Source organism: Paractinoplanes deccanensis (assembly GCF_016862115.1).
Taxonomy (GTDB): domain Bacteria; phylum Actinomycetota; class Actinomycetes; order Mycobacteriales; family Micromonosporaceae; genus Actinoplanes; species Actinoplanes deccanensis.
The window spans coordinates 1-18744 of record NZ_BOMI01000168.1 but is presented as its reverse complement, the minus strand read 5'-3'; the positions used below and the strand labels follow the sequence as shown (position 1 = coordinate 18744).

The window sequence follows — 18744 nt, the reverse complement described above, 5'->3', positions numbered from 1 at the left end:
GCTCCTCCGGGCTGCTCAGGCGTCGCCTTGGGGGTGTGGCGGTTCATTCTCCAGTAGGCGCCGAGGCCGACCGGGAGCATCAGCCAGAACGACAGGATGCGGTAGCCGAGCACGACGGCGGCGGCTTCGGCCTCGAGGGCGCCCGCGGCGAGGAAGCCGGCGAGAAGGCTGGCTTCGATCAGGCCGATGCCGCCGGGCGTGATCGGGATCTGGCGGACGAGCTGCACCGCGAGATAGACCGACGCGAGCTCGATCGGGCCGAGCGGGAAGTCGCACGCCTGCGCGACGGCGACGAGGCAAGCGAGGTCGAGGGTCCAGTTGAGGACGGCGTAACCGACCGCGGCCGACCAGTGGCGGGCGCGGATGGTTCGGGCCTCCGCAGCCATCCGGCGCGCCTGGGCGATCGCCCGGTCGAGCCGGCGCCGGCCGCCGCGGCTCGGTGCAGAGAGGGACGCTGTCGTGGCGGGCCGATGAATGGAACTATTCACCGGACCGCGGGCGGGGGCACTCCTCCTGCGGCGGGCATAGGCGGTCGCGTGGTGGGACGGCGGGCGGACCCGGACGATCAGGCAACTGACGACGGCCAGGGCGAGCAGGGTTCCGGCGACTTCCGCGGCGCGGGCCGGGACCACGTCGGCGAGGGCGGGGACGCCGAACGTCACGGCGTACAGCAGGGCCAGACCGATCGCCGAGGCGGCCCCGGACAGGACGACGGCGGTCGCGGCCGAGGCGGCCGAGGCGCCGCGGCGGCGGAATTGCTGGAGCGCGAAGGCGGCGGACATCGCCGAGCCGGCGGGGAGGACCGAGCTCATCGCCGTACGAGTGAAGGTCAAGGCCATGGCGTCACCGCGCGTGATACCGGTGCCGAGCGCGGAGAGCAAGGTGCGCTGCTGGAGGGCGAAGCCAGCCTGGGAGAGCGCCTGGGCCGCCGCAGCGGCGGCGAGCCACATCGGGTCGGCATGGGCCAGCACCGAGCCGACGGAGGCGGGATCGGGCACGCGGCCGCGCAGGGCCACGACCACGGCCACGGCCGCGGCGGCCCACAGCAGCAGGCGCAGAACGGGACGCCACCGGCGCGCGGACAGTTCCTCCCGAGCGGCGGCACGACGGCGGGTTCGCAGGCGCGAGCGGAGCCGGTAGGCGCGGCTTCGGAGACGCAGGCGCGCCCGGATTGCGCGGTGCCGGTCGCGGGCGGACCCGCACGGGCGCACCCCGCCGCGGCGGGCTCGGCAGTCGCGGCGGCGGAGATGAGGGCGCCGCGCGCGCAGGGTCATCGGGATCGGGCCGTCGTCACCCGGGCACGGCGGGCGCGCCAGTAGTGCACCGTCGCGGCCGTGACCGTGACCGCCGCGGCGAGGGCGGCCGTGGCGGCGTACAGCAAAGGGATTGATGGCACGGCCAGGTCGGTGTCGGGCGAAGGCAGGTGAGCCCACTCCTCGAAAGCATGTGCCATGGCAGCCCCCGGACAAGTAGTAAACGTGCGCTGACTTGTAACCTAGACCCCTCGGAGCGTGACGAGACAGTCGCTGAGCTGGGAATCACATAACGCAGGGAAAGGCGAGCCGGGTGACGCCTGGTGAGCCGCGGGGTGCCGCCCACCGCAGGAAGACCATACGGTGGGCGGCACCCCGCGTCGCGCGAAGAAACCGAGGCTCAGACGAGGCCGTTGTCGCTGAGGAAGGCCTTGGCCACGGTGGCGGTGTCCTGCTTGTCGACCTGGACCTTCGCCAGGTACTGCGTGAGGTTGTCGGTGGTCAGCTTGGCCGAGACCGCGTTGAGGGCGCCGGAGACCGTCGGGTTGTTCGCCTCCGTACGGATCAGGGGAATGATGTTCTCGGCGAGGTAGAGGTTCTTGGTGTCCTCGAGCACAACCAGCTTCTTGGTCGCGATCGCCGAGTCGGTGGAGAAGATGTTCGCGACATCGATCTTGCCGTCGAGCAGGGCGTTGAGGGTCAGCGGGCCGCCGGCGTCGAGCGGCTTGAACTCCTTGAACGTGATGCCGTACAGCTCCTTGAGGCCCTTGAGGCCCTGGTAGCGCTCCTGCCACTCGGGGCCGGCGCCGATGGTGAGCTGGCCGGCGACCGGCTTGAGGTCGTCGATGGTCTTCAGGTTGTGCTTGGTGGCCGTCTCCTGGGTGACGGTCAGCGTGTCCTTGTCCTCGGCCGCCGACTGCTCCAGCACCTCGGTGCCCGCCGGCAGCACCTTCTTCAGCTCGGCGAGCACGTCGTCGGGCTTGGACACGCCCTGCGGCGCGCCGCCCTGGTGCAGCGCCGACAGCAGCGCGCCGTTGTACTCGGGCAGCAGGTCGATCGAGCCGTCCTGCAACGCCTTCAGGTAGAGCTCGCGGGCACCGATGTTGAACTGCCGCTTGACCTGGACGCCCTTGGCCTCGAGGGCCTGCGAGTAGATCTCGGCGAGCAGCTCGCTCTCGGCGAAGTTGGCCGAGCCGACCGTGACGGCCGACGTGCCGGCCGACGCATTGCTGTCGCTGTCGGAGGCGAGTGGGTCGTCCCCGGCGCCGCAGGCCGCCACCGACAACAGCAGAGCGCCGGCCAACGCCGCGCCGATCGCACGAATACGCATATTCAGAACCCCTTCAGAAGCGCCCGGACACGCCGGGCGACACGACCCAGCGCTGCACGAGCGCCAGGAAAAGGTCGAGCACGACCGCCAGCACCGCGACGACGATGGCGCCGGCCAGCACACGGGAGTAGTCGTTGACGGCGAGCCCGTCGATCAGCAGGCGGCCGAGACCACCGAGGCCCACCGCGGCGGCGACCGTGGCGGTGGCCACGACCTGGAGGGCCGCGCTGCGGAAGCCGCCCATCAGCACGGGCAGCGCCATGGGCAGCTCGACGCGGGTGAGCACCTGCCAGGGCCGCATCCCCATGCCCTTCGCCGCGTCCACGACGCGACGATCCAGGGTGCGCATGCCCGCGTACGTGGAAGTCAGGATCGGCGGGACGACGAGCACGGTCAGGGCGATGAGCACCGGCAGCAGGCCCAGGCCGAGCAGCGTGACCATGAGCATCAGCAGGCCCAGGGTCGGCAGCGAGCGCCCGGCGTTGCCCGCGTTGATGGCGATGAACGAGCCCTTGCCGGTGTGCCCGATGTAGAGGCCGATCGGCAGGGCGATGACCGTGCCGATGAGCAGGGCCAGGAAGACGTACCACAGATGCGAGAGGAGCAGCTGGGGGAAGCTGCCCGAGACGCTGGGGTCCCAGTGGGCGGGGTCGAGGAGGTAGGAGAGGTTCATGCGCGCGCCCACGGGGTCACGGCGCGCTGAACAAGAACAATCACCAGGTCGGCGACGCCGGCGAGCAGCACCGACAGGACGATGCCGACGACGATGGGCTCGACGTAGAACAGCTGGAAGCCGCGGGTGAACAGCTGTCCCAGGCCGCCGATGCCGATGAGCGCGCCGACGCTGACGAGGCTGATGTTCGCCACCGTCGCGACGCGCAGGCCGGCGAGGATCACGGGCAGCGCCACCGGCAGCTCCACGTCGACGAGCCGGCGCAGGCGGCGGTAGCCCATCGCGGTCGCCGCCTCGTTGACCAGCTTGTCCACCGAACGCAGGCCGTCGGCGACCGTGCGGGCGAGCAGCGCCACGGTGTAGATGGTCAGCGCCACCACGATGTTGAGCGGCGACAGGATCTTGGTGCCGAGGACGACGGGCAGGAACACGAAGAGCGCGAGCGACGGGATCGAGTAGAGCACGCCGCACGTGTTGACCAGCGGATGGTAGAGCCACGGGAACCGCACGCCGAGGTAGCCGACCGGCAGCGCGATGACGAAGCCGAGGAGCACCGGCACGAGCGCCAGGTAGAGATGCTGGCGCAGCGCGGCGAGCACCGTGTCCGAGTTGTTCTGCAGATATTGGATCATCAGGACCGCCGGGCGATCAGGTAGTCGACGAGGTCGTGGTGCCGGACGATGCCGTCGCAGACGCCGTCGGCGCCGACCCGCACCGCGATGCCGACCGGCGACATGATGGCGAGGTCGGTGATGACGCGCAGCGAGTCGTCCTTGGTGAAGGTGCCGCCGATCGGGCGCTCCCCGGACGGCGTGCGCCAGGCGACCGGGCGGCCGGCCTCGTCGGTGACCAGGTCGTCGCCGGGCGGCGAGACCGGAACGGAGGCGGCCGCGTCGAACGACAGGCTGCGCAGGCCCCGGTCGCGCCCGACGAACGACGCGACGAAGTCGTCGGCCGGGTGGTCGAGCAGCTCCTGCGGGGTGCCGAACTGGGCCAGCACCCCGCCCTGGCGCAGGATCGCGACGTAGTCGCCGAGCTTGATGGCCTCGTCGATGTCGTGGGTGACCATGGCGATGGTCTTGCCGAGATCCTGCTGAAGGCGCAGGAACTCGGCGTGCAGCTGGGACCGGACGACCGGGTCGACCGCGCTGAACGGCTCGTCCATCAGCATCACCGGCGGGTCGGCGGCGAGCGCGCGGGCCACGCCGACGCGCTGCTGCTGGCCGCCGGAGAGCTGCGCAGGGTAGCGCTTGGCGAACTCGGCCGGCAGGCCGACGCGCTCCAGCAGCTCCAGCGAGGCGGCGCGCGCCTGCCGCCGGGTCCTGCCCAGCAGCATCGGCACGGTCGCGACGTTGTCGAGCACCGTGCGGTGCGGGAAGAGGCCGGCGTGCTGGATGACGTAGCCGATGCCGCGGCGCAGCAGCGCCTCGTCCTGCCCGGACACGTCCTGCCCGTCGATGAGGACCCGGCCGGACGTCGGCTCGACCATCCGGTTGATCATGCGAAGCGATGTGGTCTTGCCGCACCCGGAAGGCCCGACGAGAACCGTCATCTTCCCGGTCGGCAGCTCCATCGAGAGGTGGTCGACCGCCGTGCCGCCGCCGGGATAGATCTTGACGACGTCCTCGAAAGTGATCATGGTTCTCCTGGGCGGGCGTCATGAATGGCGCTATTCATACTTGCGGTGTAGTGAATAGGCTGTCAACGGCCCGGTCGAGCCCGTTACGGTCCGGAAACCTTCGAGCTGGAGAACTACATGGAGGTGCTCCTCGACGGCCGATCCCTGACGATCGACGGTCTGGTCGCCATCGCCGCGGGCGCCGCCCCACGCGACGGCGCGGGCAACGGTGACAGCGCGGGCAACGGCAACGGCAACGGCGTGGGCAAGAGCGACGCGGGCGAGCGCGGCGACGCCGGCGAGCGGGTGCGCGTCGTGGTGGACGGCGACGCGCTTCGGCTCATCGATGAGCGGCATGCGCTGCTGCACCTGGCGCGGGAGCACGGCGCCGTCTACGGCGCGAACACCGGCGTCGGCGCGAACCGGCACGAGGGCACGGCCGAGGGCCACGGGCTGCGGCTCCTGCGCAGCCACTGCGCGGCGGTGGGGCCGCTGGTCGACGACGTCACCGCGCGCGCCACCATGGCCGTACGGCTCAATCAGATCCTCGCCGGCGGCAGCGGCATCTCGCGGCGCGTGGCGGAGGCGCTCGCCGAGGCGTTGACCGCGGGCGCCGTGCCGGACCTGCACTCGTGGGGCGCCATCGGCACGGGCGATCTGGCCTCGCTCGCCGAGCTCGCGCTGACGCTGGCGGGCGAGCGGCCCTGGCGCAGCGGCCACGGCCCGGTCACCACGATCGACGCCACCGACGCGCTCCCGATGATCAGTTCGAGTGCGCTGACCGTGGCGACCGCTGCGCTCGCGCTCACCCGCGTGGAAAGCCTGCTTCAAGCGTCCATTGTGGTCGCTGCTCTGTCGTTCCTGGCCCTGCGGGGCAACGCCGAGGCGTACCACCCGGCCGTGCACGCGGCCCGCGCCCACCCGTGCCAGGCCGAGGTGGCCGAGACGATGAGCCGCCTGGTGGCCGGGGCCGGTGAGCCGGCGCGCATCCAGGACCCGTTCGGCCTGCGCGTGCTTCCCCAGGTGACCGCGCCCGCGACGCACGCCGCGAGCGAGCTGCGCCGGGTGCTTACCGAGGAGATCAACGCGGCCGTCGAGAACCCGCTCGTCACCGCCGGCGCGGTGCTGCACCACGGCCAGTTCCACACCGCGACCATCGCCACCAGCCTCGACACGCTGCGCGGTTCCTTCCTGCCGGTGCTGGCGCTCTCGTCGGCACGGCTCGGGCTGCTCATGCGGCCCGACATGACGGGTCTGCGCGCGTTCCTGGCGGCCGGCCCGGCGGGCAGCTCCGGCCTGATGATCAGCGAGTACGTGGTGCAGGACGTCCTCACCGAGATCCGCGTCGGCATGCAGCCCATCTCGGCGGGCACGCTCACCATCTCGCTGGGCCTGGAGGAGCACGCCAGCTTCGCCACCCAGGGCGCGCGGGCGCTGCGGGCGATGGCCGACCTGGCGCCCACCCTGCTCGCCGCCGAGCTCACGGCGGCCGTGCGGGCGCTGCGCATGGCACCGGGCCGCCTTCCCGACGGGCCGGCGCGGGACGCGTACGAGATCGTGGCAAAGGTCCTCGACCCGCACGAGGACGACCGGCCGATCGGCGAGGACCTGACCGCGGCGGCCGGGATGTTGCCGCGACTCGCGCCTTACGCCTCCAGCGGGCGCAGCTCGTCGGCGTAGCTGACCGCCTTGCGCCGCATCACCCCAGCGGCGCTGATGCTGTATTGACCCATGCGCCAGAGCGGCGGCGAGTAGGCGTGAATCGACACCGAGCCGTCCACAGCGCCGGACATGCGGTGGATGTGGTCGGGCCCGAAGGCGAACGAGCGCCCCGCCGGCACCACGCGGGTCACCGGCTCGCCGCCCATCCGCGGGTTGGCCTCGTGCACGGCGCCCCGGGTCACGGCGACCGCGCCGGAGGAGATGTCGTGGTCGTGCCAGCCGGTGTCGTCCTCGGTGTTCCAGCAGAGCACCCAGACGTCGATGTCGCTGTCGCGATAGAGCGACGCGTAATGCCGCTTGCCGGTGTCGTGCCGCACGAGCGGCTCCCACAGCTCCGGACGGGCGGCCAGCTCGCCCACCCAGCGCCGGAGCTCCTTGGCGGTGAGCGTCCGGCCGGGCAGGGCGGGCAGCCGCGCCGGATCGGTGACCGCGACCGTGTCGATCGTCATCTCGGTTCTCCTGTCAGCAGATGACGGGGGTTGGCGGTGAAGAGCGCGTGGCGGAACGCGTCGCCCAGGCCCGGGTCGGCCGGCTCGGCGTACGGGCGGTCGGATCCGTGCACGAGCGGGTCGACCCCGACCACGCGGGTAAGCGCGTCGATCGCGCGCGTGCCGTACGAGCTGGTCTCGTAGTAGACGTACGGATCGAGCGGGCCGAGCGCGCCGCCGCGGGCGGAGAGCCGTTCGTGGTGCAGCGGGGCGAGCCCGGCAAGGGCGACGAAAGCTATGCGCAGCAAGGGATGCTGCCGCCGGCCGGCGACATGCCAGGCGAGCCACGCGCTGTGCATCTGAGCCACGTACGGCACCATGGCCGGCCACCACGACGGCACCTCCGGATCGCACGCGGGCGCCGGGCCGGGATGCACCAGCACCGGCTTGCCGGCCCGCTCGGCCTCCTGCAGCAGCGGCCCCAGGCGCTCGATGGCCGCGGGCTCGGCCAGCGCCGTCGCCGGCAGCTGCACGCCGGCGACGCGGTCCTCCACGAGGACCTTCGCCAGACCGTCCGGGTCGGGCTCGGCGACATGGGCCGAGGCCCAGATGCGGTACGGGTCGCCCAGCGCGAGCCCGCTCTCGTGCCACACGTCGAGCAGCTCGGCGGACTCCAGGTATTCCATACCGAGCGGACTGGAGATGGAGAGGATCACCGACTCCTTACCCTCAGCGATCTCCCTCGTCCGGCGGGCCTCCACGTCGTGGGCGTGCGGGTCCACCTCGTACGGCGGCTCACCCGGCAGGTACAAGGTCCAACCACGCAGGTACGGGTACGTGGTACGGCGCCGCAGGGCGTCCACGAGGCGCTCCGGCCAGAGGTGCTGATGGCAGTCGATCAGCATTGCCGGTTCTCACTCTCCGCAGCAGGGAAGCGCTTCACTCGTACTCAGAAGTGAAGCGCTTCCCTGCCTTGACCGCAATGCGATCTCACGCTACGGAACGGGTGTTACCCTCAGTCGATGTCCCGGCAGCACCCGCGACGGACCCTCCAGGACCTGGCGACCGCCGCCGGGTTGTCGCTGGCCGCCACGTCATACGCGTTGCGCGGCGTGCGCGGCTCCCCCGAGACGATCCGCCGGGTGCGGGAGCTCGCCGACGAGCTGGGCTACACGGTCGACCCGATCGCCCGCGCGCTCGCGAGCGGGCGTACCGGATCGGTGGGGGTCTCGGGGTCGTTGCGTGACCTGTGGCAGCAGGACCTCTCGGTGCTGCTCACCCGGGCGTTGCGCAGCAGGGGACGGCAGGCCACCATCGCCGACGCGGACGCCGACCCCGCGCAGGAGAGGCTCATCGTCGAGCAGTTCGCGGCGCAGCGCGTGGACGGCGCGATCGTCTCACCCGCCGACCCGTCGGCCACCTATTGGCGCCTGCTGGAGCCGCGCGTCGCGGTCGTCTCCATCGGCGACGCCCTGACGGAACGTCCCGGTTCCGGGTGCGTGCTGTTCGACAACGAGTACGGGGTGACGACCGCGCTGCGGCACCTCGCCGAGCTCGGCCACCGCCGCGTCGCCATGCTCGCGCCGTCGCTGCCGTCGACACCCGGCCGCCCGTCCGAGCTGCTGGCGCCGCGCATCGCCGACGAGATCGGCCTGAACCTGCGCGTCGTGCCGGCCCCGGCGGCGACGGCGGAGGCGGTCGCGGTGGTGTCGGAGTTGCTGGCCACCGCCGACCGGCCGAGCGGGCTGTTCTGCCTGAGCGACTCGCTGGCCTTCGCGGCCTACCACGCGGCGCGCGCGACGGGGCTGCGAATCCCGGACGACCTGTCGGTCATCGGCTACGACGACCATCAACTGGCGGCGCTGGTGAGCCCGGGACTGACCACCATGGCCTGGGACGAGGACGCGATCGTGGAGTCGGCCGTGGCCCAGCTCATCGACGAGGCGCCGGCACCGCCCCCGTTCCGGCCGGAGCTGGTGGGCCGGGGGTCGACGAGCGCTCCGCGTTTCCCTTAGCCGGCCGGCCGGTCCTCCTCCAGCCGGGCGATGAGACGGTCGATCTCGGGGCCATAGGGGCGGTCGCCCGTGCCTCCATCGCCGGCCTGGAGGCGCCGGTCCACGCTGCCCTCGCGGACCTGGGAGCGCCGCCCCTTGTCGAGACCACCCTTCTCGGCCTGGAGGCGCCCGCCCTGATCGACGTTACCCTCGCGGGCCTGGAGGCGCCCGCCCTGCCCGACGCTGCCGCCGCGGGCCTGGAGGCGCCGGCCCTGCTCAACGGCGAGCATCTCGCAGGCGAGGACGTCGCGCAGGCCGGCGGCCGCCTCGCCGAAGCACTCGTAGGCCTCGAAGCCGAAACTCTGCACGTCCTCCTGGCCGGTGGACGTCTCCATCGGGCCGATCAGCGCGGGCATCGCGAAACGCCGGAGCCGGTGCGCGACGCCGACCGCCCGCTTGTGCACCGACACCATGCCGGCGTGTCGCCCCGGCGCGTCGGAGAGCTGCCGCGGCAGACCGGTCACCTGCGGGTCGAGCAGCCGGTGCAGTCGTGCCGCACCGACCTCGGCCAGGTGGACGAGGGTCGCCGTCACGGCGCCCAGCGACGCGGTCAGGTCCGTGCCGGCGAAGCCCGCCGTGCCCACGAAGCGGCCGTCCAGATGAGCCGGCGAGTCGGTCACGGCGGCCAGGGCGCGGTCCACCGCGGCTTCCAGGGCGGCGGCCGCGCGCAGGGTCACCGCCAGGGCCTGCGCGGTGACTCGGAACGACACCGGGGCCTGAAGCGCCCGCGCCGGGCCGTCGCCCCGGCGGGCCCGCAGCTGCTCCAGCACACCGGCCAGCTCGGGATCACCGGTCGCCGTCGCGGGGTGCAGCGGATCCCGGCTGGCGCCGATCAGGGCCATCTCGTCGCCCGCGACCTCGATGGTCTGCGCCACGAGCGTCCTCGCCGCTTCCGCCGCGAGCACCGACAATCCGGTCAATCCCGGCACGCCCTCGAGGAAGGCGATTCCCTCCTTCGGCCCGAATGAATAGCCCTCTTCAAGAAGCGCCAGCCCCACATGAGCGAGCGGGATGATCTCGCCGGCCGCTCCCCCGCGCAGCGGAACGTGGGGCACGTCGCCCGCGGCGAGCATCCCGGCCAGGCGCCGGCACAGCTCCGGCGACACGCCCGCGGCGGGATCGAGCAGGGTCCTCAGCCGTACGGCGAGCAGCGCCCGCACCTCCACGGGCCGCAACCAGGGCGCCGAGCCCGCGGCCCGCCCGGCCATCAGCGTGTTCTGGTGCTGCTTCTGGGCTTCGGGGTCGAGGCGGACCCCGGAGAGCGCGCCCATGCCGGTGTTCACGCCGTACACAGGCTCGTCGCCGTCCAGATCGCGCAGGGTCGCCGCCCGCGACACGGCGAGCTCGCCGAGAAGGTCGCCGGAGAGCTCGGGGTGCGCGCCACGCGCGATCGCCGCCACGGCGGCCCGATCGAGATCCGCGGGCCGGTGGATCGTCATCCGCAGAGCGACATTCATTTCGGCGCCATTCTGTATCGAGCTATTCATGCATAGGGCTATTCATGTCGTGCTCCGGATCCTGTACACGTCTCCGGCGGCAAGCCGGCCGGGCCGGCGTCGGGGTGGTGACCAGGGCGAGAACGGTCGCGGGGCGCCGGATCTGTTTCGGTTGAGCGGGTGGTGCTCATCTGTAGCGGAGCATCGTTCCGGCGTCGGCGGCCTCGGCGCGCTTCAGGATCAGGTGGGCCAGGGCGACGTCGAGGATCGACAGGCCACGGTGCCAGAACAGGATCCGCTCGGTCGATGACTCGCGGCCCGGCTTCTGGCCGCTGACGATCTCGCCCAGCTGGGCGTACAGGGTCTCCTCGCTCAACCGACCCGTGTCGACGTGGGCGCGCAATGCGCCGAAGCGGCCCGATCGCGACTCGCGCCAGTCGTCGACGACCACCTTGTCCATCACGTCGAGCAGGTCCAGTTCGACGGCGCTCACCGTCCCGTACGGCACCACGAAGGCTCCCGGTCTCACCAGCGACGTGCGCAGCAAGGGCTGCGGCTCGGTCAGGCGCGACGCCTCCACGAGGATGTCCGCGCCGTCGAACACCTCGTCGGCCGTCTCCACCACGCGCACCGGCGTGTCGGTGACCTCACGCAGGCGTACGCCGAAGGCCTCGCGAGACTCCGCACGGCGGCTCGTCACCCGGATCTCCTCCAGCGGGAACAACCGGTCCAGCAGGGTGATGTTCGCGAACGCCGTGCCCCGCGCGCCGACGTGGCCGAGTACCCGGGAGTCGGGCCGCGCGAGGTACTTCGCCCCCACGGCGGTCATCGCACCCGTACGCATCTCGGTGATCCAGGTTGCATCCATGATGGACATTGGAACTCCGGTGTACGGGTCGAGCAGCGTCACCATCGCGAGCTCGCTCGGCAGCCCGTGCCGGTAGTTCGGGACGAAGTCGCCGACCACCTTGACGCCGGCGACGCCCAGGCCTTTGACGTGGGCGCGGAGGAGGTTGAAGTGGCCCACACCGCCGTTGTCGGGAACGAGGTGAGTGCGCGGCTCGAAGACCGTCTCGCCCCGCCCGTGCGCCGCGACGACGGACTCGACCGCGGCGATCGCGTCGTCGGGGCCGATCTCCAGCTCGTCGATGTCGGGGCCGGAGAGGAACCGCAGATGAATCATCCAATGCACCCTTGTCCGATCGTGTTTTAGGCTATTCAGCGTAGATCGGAGGCCCCATGGACAACGGACAGGCTGAAGATTGGCTGCTCGACCTGGCTCAGCAGCACCGGCTCTCCCCCTCGCAGCGGCAGATCGTGCAGCGCATGCTGGGCATGTTCCCGGACGTCGCCTTCCTGTCGACCGTCGAGATCTCGAGACGGGCCGGGGTGAGCCAGCCCACGGTCACCCGCCTGGCGACCGCCCTGGGCTTCGGCGGCTTCCCGGAGTTCCGCGAGGCGCTGCGTGAAGTCGTGCTCGGCAGCCCGCCCCACGTTCCCGCGCCGCGGCACAGCGCCATCGATCAGGAGTGCGCGAACGTCGCCGCGCTCAAGCGGGTGATCGCCGGCGACAAGCTGGCGATGTCCGCCGGGTGGCTGGCCGAGAGCCTTCCCGTGGGCGTCGTCGGACTGCGCGCCTCGGGCGCCCTGGCCGACTATTTTGCGTATTTCGCCCGGCGGGTGCTGCCCGCCGTGAACGTCTGCACCGACGCGGGAGCCGTCGACGACTTCCTGGTGCAGCTGCGCGGCCAGGGCGCCTCGGCCGTGCTGTTCTTCGCGATGCCGCGATACCCCGCCGCCACGGTCGCCGCGATCCGCCAGGCGCGCGACCTGCGCATGTCGACGGTGGTGATCACCGACGAGGCGCTGGCGCCCTTCGCGCCCGACGCCGACGCGGTGCTCGTCGCACCGGTCGGCCGGGGCCTGACCTTCGACTCGCACGCGGCCGCCGTGGTGCTCGCCATCAGCCTGCTGGACGCGGTCGCCGCCCTCGACCCGCAGGGAACCCAGGAGCGCCTGGACGCACACGAGGCGCTCGTGGACCGATGGATCTACTGACCCGAGGCCGACAGGATCTCGCGGGCCTCCGCCTCGTCACCGGGGGCGACGTACACATGCACGCCATTGAGCTGTAACTGCGGCTCCTGCTGCCCCGCATCGTCCGCCGACACACCGACCTTGATCCCGTAGCTGCGCAGCAGACCCGCGATGATCTCCGCTTCCGACCGGCTGGAGACCACGGCGACCGACACCACATCTTCGCTAATCATGGGGTCAAGTGTGGCCTATGTTCCGGTTGCCGGCGGAAGCAGATATTCGCGAACGGTGCCGCCGCCTGAGCGGCCCACCCGCCACCCGAGCGGAACACCCGCCACCCGAGCGGCACGCCTGCCAGTCGAGCGCACGCCTGCCGCCTGAGCCGGCGGGATCAGCCGGCGGTGAACTCCAGGATCGCGCCCGGGTTGGCCAGCTCCTCGGTGGGTTCGCCGGCCAGGTCCTTCGTCCTCCCGCCGGCGTCGGTCGCCACGTAGAACGTCCGGCCGTCCTCGCCGATCGCCAGGTCTCGATAGCGATTCACCGTTCGCCACACCGTTTGAGTCTCGGCGCCGGCCACCCGGTAGACCGCGCCGTCCTTCAGCGACGGGATCAAGAGGGAGCCCTGCCAACCGGGAATCGCGGCCGACCCGTAGAAATCGATGCTCGACGGGGCGATCGTCGGCCAGCATGAATGGCCGCATTCAGCCTCGAAGTCGTGCTGATCGGGCACCGTGAAGAAGGTGCGCAGCGGCGGGACAAGAGCCGGATCGCGAAACGACGACTCCTCGAGCCTCGGAACGGACGCCGGGATCCGGTAGTCGCTGAACGTCAGGTCACGGCAGTTCTCCGCGGCCGACCAATTGGCATAGACGTATGCCTTGTCATCGCGGTAGCCCGCGACTCGGGGCCAGCCGTAGTTGCCGCCCGGGCGGATCAGGTTGAGCTCGTCATCCGACTTGGGTCCCTGCTCGCTCGCGTAGAGCTGCCCCGCGGGGCCGAAGACGATCCCCTGAGCGTTGCGGTGGCCGTACGAATAGACGTGGCTGCGCACACCGTGAAGAACCGGATTGTCGGCCGGGACGGAGCCGTCGGGCTCGATCCGCAGGATCTTCCCCCGATAGCGGGAGAAGTCGCGCGGCGACGACGGCAGTTCCTGCGCGAGATTCCGGTCGCAGAAGTGCTCGAACTGGTTGGCGCCGCCGTCGCCGACGGTGAGATAAAGCTTGCCGTCAGGTCCGATCGCAAGCCGCCCGGAGACGTGATCGGTGGTCGCCGGCAGCCCGGTGATGACGTCCACCGGCGCCGTCAACCTGCCCGACTCGTAGTTGTATCGCACGACCTTCAGCAGGCCGCGCGGTGAATAGGTGTATGCGACGTAGACGTACGGCAGGTCGAGGGCCATGCCGAGCAGCCCGTCCTGCGTGCCGACCGCCCGGCTCGGCACCGAGCCGACGGTCGTTCGCGCGCCACTCGCCGGATCGACCCGCGTCACGCGGCCGGCGATCCGCTCGGTCACCCACAGCTGCCGGTCCGGCCCGAGCAGGATCTCCCACGGACCGGCCAGCCCTTCCACCACCACCCGGGAGGCGAACGGCGGCTCGGGAAGCGCGGCCGGCACCAGCCCCAGCACCACACCGAGCACCGCGGCGAAGACCTGCGTGAACCTCGTCATGCCCTTTTTGTCGCACATACGCGCCGCGAAAAGGGTGTTTGTCCGGTTACAGCCATCACATAGGTGAACCAGCGAGTCCGCTTAGCGTCATTCCGGGCATGCGAATCAGCGACGCCCTGCGTGATCTGGCCTTCGAGCCGCGGCCCGACCTGGCCGACACCCTCGACCGGTACTACTCCCCCACCTATACCCACCGCAGCGACGGCAAGACCATGGACCGCGCCGCCTTCGCCGCGATGGTCGCCGGGATGCGCGAACGCGTCACCGGCGGCACGGTCACCGTCCTCGACGAGCTCACCGACGGTAGCCACTACGCCGAGCGGCACGTCTACGAGGCCACGATGGCCGACGGCACCACCCTCAAGCGCGAGATCTACATCTTCGGCACGCTCGCCCCCGACGGCCGCTTCGAGCACCTTTCCGAGACCGGGATCGACGTGGAGTGACCATGACACGCCTTCCCGATCCCGACCCGTCCACCCAGCCCGCCGACGTGCGCGAGATGCTGGCGAGCCTGCCGCCGGACCCGATGGTCCGCGCGCTCAGTCACGCCACCGGCACGGTGAATCTCTTTATTCAGATGGCCCGGGCCCAATTCACGTCGCTCGCGCTGTCCTCCCGTTCCCGCGAGCTGGTGACCCTGGCGGTGGCGGTGCGCACGGAATGCGCCTTCGTGCTGGCCCAGCACCAGCCGATGGCCCTCGCCGCCGGCGTCGACGAGCGCACCCAGGATCTCGTCCGCGCCGGCCGATTCGACGACCCCTTGCTGACCGCTTACGACCGCACGCTGCTCCGCTTCACCGACACCGTCGTGGCCGCTCCCACCGTCGGCGACGCCCTCTTCGCGGAGATCCGCGCCATCCTCACACCACGCGAGATCGTCGAGGTTCTCCAGGTCATCGGCTACTACTGGACCTTCGGCCGCGTGAATACAGTTCTTCAGGTGCCGCTCACCACGGTATACGGCTAGAACGCCAGCCTCCCGATCCCTTCCCAAGCCACCCGTGGATCGCCGCTACGGGCGCACCCCACCCGACCCAGGAAGTTCAGGCGAGGCCGCACCGGCAGCGGCTCGGCGCTCGCGCCGACGTCAATACGGCGGGAGCTCCTCTACGGCGGGCCGCTCCCGCCGGACGTAAGTGCGGGCCAACTCGTCATCAGCGGGCTACACCCGCCGACGTCAGTGCGAGCCAACCCGTCAACAGCGGGCTACTCCCGCCGGACATCAGTGCGCCGGGCCAGCCCGTCAACAGCGGGCTACACCCGCCGACGTCAGGGCGGGCCAACCCGTCTACACCGGGCTACACCCGCCGACGTCAATGCGGGCCAACCCGTCTACACCGGGCTACACCCGCCGACGTCAATGCGCCGGGCCAGCCCGTCGACGGCAGGCTGAACCCGGCCGGCTACCCGACTCCGAGAGCGCTCATGAAGGCGGACGGGTAGCGGTCGCCGCGCGCCGCTCCCTTCGGGACCGCCTTCTCGATCGCGGCCAGGTCGTCCGGGGTGAGGGTCAGATCCATGGCCGGCAGCGCCTCGGCGAGGCGGGTGCGCGTGCGGGCGCCGACCAGCGGGACGATGTCCTCACCCTGGGCCGCCACCCAGGCGATGACCAGCTGGGCGACCGTGCAGCCCTTGCCGTCGGCGACCCGCCGCAGCTCCTCCACGAGCGCGAGATTGTGCTCCACATTGCCGGGCGCGAACCGCGGCGAGCGCACCCGCGGGTCGTTCCGCCCGGCGTTCCAGTGACCCGAGATGAGGCCTCGGCCCAGCACGCCGTACGCCGTCAGGCCGATCCCCAGCTCGCGCAGCGCCGGCAGCACCTCGGCCTCGACCGCCCGCGAGAGCACAGAGTATTCGATCTGCACGTCGGCGATCGGGTGCACGGCGTGCGCCCGCCGGATCGTGGCCGCGCCGACCTCGGAGAGCCCGATGTGGCGTACGAACCCCGCCTCGACCATCTCCTTGATGGCGCCGACCGTCTCCTCGATCGGCACCGCCGGGTCGAGGCGTGCGGGACGGTAGATGTCCACATGGTCGACGCCCAGCCGGGTCAGCGAGTACGCCAGGAAGTTCTTCACCGCCTCGGGCCGGCCGTCCTGCGGGCCGAACACCGGTCCCGGCCCGCGCATCTGCCCGAACTTGACGCTCAGCAGGTAGTCATCGCGGTTCCGGCCCTGAAGAGCTTCATTCAGCAACAGCTCGTTGTGACCCATGCCGTAGAAGTCGGCCGTGTCGATCAGGGTGACGCCCGCGTCGAGCGCGGCGTGCACGGTCGCCACGCTCTCGTCGGGGTCGGCCTCCCCGTACGGCCCGCCCGACATGGCCATCGCGCCCAGGCCCATCGCGGAGACCACCGGCCCGGTGCTGCCCAGTCGTCGTGTGCGCATCGCATTTCTCCTTCACATCGCCGCGGTACGGGCATTCGTGCCGTACGAGATCGAGCCTGCGCGCGCTTCGCCGCCCACGGCAGCGGAGCGCTTATCGTGGGAGCGCCGCTCCCTGGTTGGGGGCCACACCGCCGGGGAACGATGAATCACATGGAACGTGAGGAGCTGGCGGACTTCCTGCGCCGCCGCCGCGAGGCGATCCGCCCCGCCGAGGTGGGCATCGCCGACGGCCCCCGCCGCCGCACCGCCGGGCTGCGCCGCGAGGAGGTGGCGATGCTCGCCGGCATGTCCGTCGACTACGTCGTCCGGCTGGAGCAGGGGCGCAGCAGCCAGCCCTCCACGCAGCTGCTGACCGCGCTGGCCCGGGCCCTGCGGCTCTCGGACGACGAGCGCGCCCACCTGTTCCACCTGGCCGGCCACCAGCCGCCGCCCGCCGACGGCGTCGCCCGGCTGGCCCGCGCCGGGCTGCTGCGCATGCTCGACCTGCTCGGCGACACGCCCGCCATGGTGCTCTCCGACCTCGGCGAGGTGCTGGCCCAGAACAGGATGAACCTGCTGATGGCCGGCGACCTCACCCGCTTCACCGGCGACGACCGCTACATGGTCCACCGCTGGTTCACCGACCCCGCGTCCCGCGACGCCCGCCGCCCGGACGAGGTCGCGCATGCTTCCCGCCAGCTCGTGGCCGATCTGCGAGCCGTCGCCGGCCGCCGCTCCGGCGATCCCGTGGTGGCCGGCCTGGTCGCCCGCCTCCAGGCCGCCAGCGACGAGTTCCGCCGCCTCTGGGCTGAACACGAAGTGGCCATACGCCGAGCCGACCGGAAGACTTTTATGCATCCCCGAGTAGGCGAGCTGGTGATGGACTGCGAGACCCTGGTGACGCCGGATCTGGGGCAGCAGCTGCTCGTGCTGACGCCCGCCGACGCCGACACCCGCGAACGCCTCGCGCTCCTTCGCGTCCTCGGCGTCGAGGAGTTCGCGTCATGAGGAGGCACTCGCCAGAGCAAGGATCGCCCCGCGAGACACCTGCCACGCCAGGAGTCGCCCTGTGAAGAAGCACCCACCCCGCGCTCGTGGCCGTGTCAAGGAGCCCACCGTCATGCCGGAGCGCGCCTCGTGAAGAAGCACACGGTCACGCTGGAGGTTGCCGGGCCGTGGTCGCTGGCGACCTCGCGCGCCTACTGGGCGGGATTCGCCCCGGCGGCCCTGCGCGACCAGGCCGATGACCGGACGCTGCGCACGGCGTTCCTCAACGAGCGGGACTGGACCGTTGCGAAGGCGACTGTCGAGCAGGTGGGCGACACCGCGAGCATCGCCGTTTCCGGGCCCGGAGATCTCGACGCCGCCGCGGAACAGGTGGCCCGGTTCCTCTCGCTCGACGTCGACGGCTCGGGCTGGCCGGAGGTCGGCGAGCGTGACCCGGTGATCGGCGCGATTCAGAAGGAACTGCCCGGCCTGCGGCCGTGCGGGTTCCATTCACCGTACGAGGCGGCGGCCTGGGCGGTGCTTTCCCAGCGCGTACGGATGACGCAGGCGGCCGCCGTGCGCGACAGCATGCTGGAGAACGGCGTCTTTCCGGCACCGCAGCGGCTTCGTACGATCAGCCTCGATCTGTTCGGCCGCAAGCTTGAATACTTGTATGCGGTCGCCGAGGCGGCGCTCGACGGAGAACTCGACGGCGGCGAGCTCCGGGCACTTTCCGCGGAGGCCGCCATCGCCCGGGTGCGCCGCATCAAGGGCTTGGGCCCGTTCGCCGCCGAGCTGACCGTCCTGCGCGGCGCGAACCACCCCGACGCCCTCCCCCGGACCGTCTTCCGCCTCGACACCGAGATAACCGCCCGCTACGGCCCGGGCGTCACGCGCGAGGAGGTGTCGGAGGCCTGGCGGCCGTATCGCACGTGGGCGTCTTTCTGTCTCCGAGCCGCCGCGTAGAAGCAGGACTGAACGGACGCTCGTCGCGCGGCGGACCGGACCACGCGGCGCGGACGAAGCAACCTGAACCCGAACGGCCGAAGTGTGGGTCGGCATCTCGCGACACTCGAGCTTCCGGGGGAGGGCGCCAGGTCGGCGGCGGGCACGGTGAGGCGCAAGCTCAGTAGGTCGCGCGGCCGCCGCTGATGAGGCGCAAGCT

At 71.4% G+C, this 18744-nt stretch carries 20 protein-coding genes; 7 read left to right on the top strand and 13 right to left on the bottom strand.

Annotation, left to right across the window (positions count from 1 at the left end):
• The 6 genes from Ade02nite_RS40350 to Ade02nite_RS40325 form a co-directional block, all read right to left on the bottom strand.
• A partial coding sequence (locus Ade02nite_RS40350; protein WP_203775548.1) for a lysylphosphatidylglycerol synthase transmembrane domain-containing protein occupies positions 1-1028 on the bottom strand: 1028 nt, incomplete at its 3' end.
• A 242-nt stretch (positions 1029-1270) separates the two neighbouring features.
• A complete protein-coding gene (locus Ade02nite_RS40345) occupies positions 1271-1453 on the bottom strand; it encodes a hypothetical protein (protein ID WP_203775546.1) in 183 nt (60 codons plus the stop codon).
• A 200-nt stretch (positions 1454-1653) separates the two neighbouring features.
• Positions 1654-2583, bottom strand: a complete 930-nt coding sequence (locus tag Ade02nite_RS40340; protein WP_203775544.1) for an ABC transporter substrate-binding protein — start codon at positions 2581-2583, stop codon at positions 1654-1656.
• A gap of 13 nt (positions 2584-2596) precedes the next feature.
• Complete coding sequence (locus Ade02nite_RS40335) at positions 2597-3256, bottom strand: ABC transporter permease (RefSeq protein ID WP_203775542.1); 660 nt, start codon at positions 3254-3256, stop codon at positions 2597-2599.
• A complete protein-coding gene (locus Ade02nite_RS40330) occupies positions 3253-3888 on the bottom strand; it encodes an ABC transporter permease (protein ID WP_203775540.1) in 636 nt (211 codons plus the stop codon). The genes Ade02nite_RS40335 and Ade02nite_RS40330 overlap by 4 nt, the downstream gene beginning before the upstream one ends.
• A complete protein-coding gene (locus Ade02nite_RS40325; protein ID WP_203775538.1) occupies positions 3888-4895 on the bottom strand; it encodes an ABC transporter ATP-binding protein in 1008 nt (335 codons plus the stop codon). Before Ade02nite_RS40325 ends, Ade02nite_RS40330 begins: the two co-directional genes overlap by 1 nt.
• Before the next feature lie 117 nt (positions 4896-5012).
• Between Ade02nite_RS40325 and Ade02nite_RS40320 the strand changes: the two genes are divergently transcribed.
• Entirely contained in the window at positions 5013-6554 is a 1542-nt protein-coding gene (locus Ade02nite_RS40320; protein ID WP_203775529.1) for an aromatic amino acid lyase, read from the top strand.
• Here the strand turns inward: Ade02nite_RS40320 and Ade02nite_RS40315 are convergent.
• Positions 6521-7045 carry a cysteine dioxygenase gene (locus Ade02nite_RS40315; RefSeq protein WP_203775527.1) on the bottom strand — a complete coding sequence of 175 codons (525 nt, stop codon included), beginning with the start codon at positions 7043-7045 and terminating at the stop codon, positions 6521-6523. The genes Ade02nite_RS40320 and Ade02nite_RS40315 overlap by 34 nt on opposite strands.
• Positions 7042-7929 (bottom strand): amidohydrolase family protein, encoded by an 888-nt coding sequence (locus tag Ade02nite_RS40310; protein WP_203775525.1) that lies wholly within the window; start codon positions 7927-7929, stop codon positions 7042-7044. The genes Ade02nite_RS40315 and Ade02nite_RS40310 overlap by 4 nt, the downstream gene beginning before the upstream one ends.
• A gap of 117 nt (positions 7930-8046) precedes the next feature.
• On the opposite strand from Ade02nite_RS40310, the gene Ade02nite_RS40305 reads away from it, so the two are divergent.
• Positions 8047-9039, top strand: coding sequence for a LacI family DNA-binding transcriptional regulator (locus Ade02nite_RS40305; protein ID WP_203775522.1), 993 nt, complete (start codon positions 8047-8049; stop codon positions 9037-9039).
• Here the strand turns inward: Ade02nite_RS40305 and Ade02nite_RS40300 are convergent.
• The gene (locus tag Ade02nite_RS40300) at positions 9036-10535 is read right to left on the bottom strand and encodes an aromatic amino acid lyase (RefSeq protein ID WP_203775520.1); all 1500 of its coding nucleotides are present in this window, start codon (positions 10533-10535) and stop codon (positions 9036-9038) included. The two genes, Ade02nite_RS40305 and Ade02nite_RS40300, sit on opposite strands and share 4 nt — an antisense overlap.
• Before the next feature lie 166 nt (positions 10536-10701).
• A complete protein-coding gene (locus Ade02nite_RS40295; RefSeq protein ID WP_203775518.1) occupies positions 10702-11697 on the bottom strand; it encodes an ornithine cyclodeaminase family protein in 996 nt (331 codons plus the stop codon).
• 56 nt (positions 11698-11753) lie between these two features.
• On the opposite strand from Ade02nite_RS40295, the gene Ade02nite_RS40290 reads away from it, so the two are divergent.
• Complete coding sequence (locus tag Ade02nite_RS40290) at positions 11754-12572, top strand: MurR/RpiR family transcriptional regulator (protein ID WP_203775516.1); 819 nt, start codon at positions 11754-11756, stop codon at positions 12570-12572.
• On the opposite strand, the gene Ade02nite_RS40285 is transcribed toward Ade02nite_RS40290, so the two are convergent.
• Both Ade02nite_RS40285 and Ade02nite_RS40280 read right to left on the bottom strand, forming a co-directional pair.
• A complete protein-coding gene (locus Ade02nite_RS40285) occupies positions 12566-12784 on the bottom strand; it encodes a hypothetical protein (RefSeq protein ID WP_203775514.1) in 219 nt (72 codons plus the stop codon). The genes Ade02nite_RS40290 and Ade02nite_RS40285 overlap by 7 nt on opposite strands.
• 158 nt (positions 12785-12942) lie before the next feature.
• Positions 12943-14223: a glucose/sorbosone family PQQ-dependent dehydrogenase gene (locus Ade02nite_RS40280; protein WP_203775512.1), complete on the bottom strand. Its 1281-nt coding sequence runs from the start codon at positions 14221-14223 to the stop codon at positions 12943-12945.
• Between the two features lie 98 nt (positions 14224-14321).
• Between Ade02nite_RS40280 and Ade02nite_RS40275 the strand changes: the two genes are divergently transcribed.
• Together Ade02nite_RS40275 and Ade02nite_RS40270 are read left to right on the top strand one after the other, a co-directional pair.
• The gene (locus tag Ade02nite_RS40275) at positions 14322-14669 is read left to right on the top strand and encodes a hypothetical protein (protein ID WP_203775510.1); all 348 of its coding nucleotides are present in this window, start codon (positions 14322-14324) and stop codon (positions 14667-14669) included.
• Positions 14670-14671: 2 nt separating this feature from the next.
• Positions 14672-15193: a carboxymuconolactone decarboxylase family protein gene (locus tag Ade02nite_RS40270; RefSeq protein WP_203775508.1), complete on the top strand. Its 522-nt coding sequence runs from the start codon at positions 14672-14674 to the stop codon at positions 15191-15193.
• Positions 15194-15629: 436 nt separating this feature from the next.
• On the opposite strand, the gene Ade02nite_RS40265 is transcribed toward Ade02nite_RS40270, so the two are convergent.
• Complete coding sequence (locus tag Ade02nite_RS40265) at positions 15630-16613, bottom strand: aldo/keto reductase (RefSeq protein WP_203775506.1); 984 nt, start codon at positions 16611-16613, stop codon at positions 15630-15632.
• Positions 16614-16763: 150 nt separating this feature from the next.
• Here Ade02nite_RS40265 and Ade02nite_RS40260 point away from each other — a divergent pair, with 150 nt between their 5' ends.
• Both Ade02nite_RS40260 and Ade02nite_RS40255 read left to right on the top strand, forming a co-directional pair.
• Positions 16764-17600, top strand: coding sequence for a helix-turn-helix transcriptional regulator (locus Ade02nite_RS40260; RefSeq protein WP_203775504.1), 837 nt, complete (start codon positions 16764-16766; stop codon positions 17598-17600).
• A 129-nt stretch (positions 17601-17729) separates the two neighbouring features.
• Positions 17730-18545 (top strand): DNA-3-methyladenine glycosylase family protein, encoded by an 816-nt coding sequence (locus Ade02nite_RS40255; protein WP_203775502.1) that lies wholly within the window; start codon positions 17730-17732, stop codon positions 18543-18545.
• Positions 18546-18744 lie beyond the last annotated feature (199 nt).

Bases quoted from the DNA above. Each gene is read 5' to 3' on its own strand.
- Ade02nite_RS40345 (WP_203775546.1), bottom strand. From the start codon at position 1,453: ATGGCACATGCTTTCGAGGAGTGGGCTCACCTGCCTTCGCCCGACACC.
- Ade02nite_RS40340 (WP_203775544.1), bottom strand. From the start codon at position 2,583: ATGCGTATTCGTGCGATCGGCGCGGCGTTGGCCGGCGCTCTGCTGTTG.
- Ade02nite_RS40335 (WP_203775542.1), bottom strand. From the start codon at position 3,256: ATGAACCTCTCCTACCTCCTCGACCCCGCCCACTGGGACCCCAGCGTC.
- Ade02nite_RS40330 (WP_203775540.1), bottom strand. From the start codon at position 3,888: ATGATCCAATATCTGCAGAACAACTCGGACACGGTGCTCGCCGCGCTG.
- Ade02nite_RS40325 (WP_203775538.1), bottom strand. From the start codon at position 4,895: ATGATCACTTTCGAGGACGTCGTCAAGATCTATCCCGGCGGCGGCACG.
- Ade02nite_RS40320 (WP_203775529.1), top strand. From the start codon at position 5,013: ATGGAGGTGCTCCTCGACGGCCGATCCCTGACGATCGACGGTCTGGTC.
- Ade02nite_RS40315 (WP_203775527.1), bottom strand. From the start codon at position 7,045: ATGACGATCGACACGGTCGCGGTCACCGATCCGGCGCGGCTGCCCGCC.
- Ade02nite_RS40310 (WP_203775525.1), bottom strand. From the start codon at position 7,929: ATGCTGATCGACTGCCATCAGCACCTCTGGCCGGAGCGCCTCGTGGAC.
- Ade02nite_RS40305 (WP_203775522.1), top strand. From the start codon at position 8,047: ATGTCCCGGCAGCACCCGCGACGGACCCTCCAGGACCTGGCGACCGCC.
- Ade02nite_RS40300 (WP_203775520.1), bottom strand. From the start codon at position 10,535: ATGAATGTCGCTCTGCGGATGACGATCCACCGGCCCGCGGATCTCGAT.
- Ade02nite_RS40295 (WP_203775518.1), bottom strand. From the start codon at position 11,697: ATGATTCATCTGCGGTTCCTCTCCGGCCCCGACATCGACGAGCTGGAG.
- Ade02nite_RS40290 (WP_203775516.1), top strand. From the start codon at position 11,754: ATGGACAACGGACAGGCTGAAGATTGGCTGCTCGACCTGGCTCAGCAG.
- Ade02nite_RS40285 (WP_203775514.1), bottom strand. From the start codon at position 12,784: ATGATTAGCGAAGATGTGGTGTCGGTCGCCGTGGTCTCCAGCCGGTCG.
- Ade02nite_RS40280 (WP_203775512.1), bottom strand. From the start codon at position 14,223: ATGACGAGGTTCACGCAGGTCTTCGCCGCGGTGCTCGGTGTGGTGCTG.
- Ade02nite_RS40275 (WP_203775510.1), top strand. From the start codon at position 14,322: ATGCGAATCAGCGACGCCCTGCGTGATCTGGCCTTCGAGCCGCGGCCC.
- Ade02nite_RS40270 (WP_203775508.1), top strand. From the start codon at position 14,672: ATGACACGCCTTCCCGATCCCGACCCGTCCACCCAGCCCGCCGACGTG.
- Ade02nite_RS40265 (WP_203775506.1), bottom strand. From the start codon at position 16,613: ATGCGCACACGACGACTGGGCAGCACCGGGCCGGTGGTCTCCGCGATG.
- Ade02nite_RS40260 (WP_203775504.1), top strand. From the start codon at position 16,764: ATGGAACGTGAGGAGCTGGCGGACTTCCTGCGCCGCCGCCGCGAGGCG.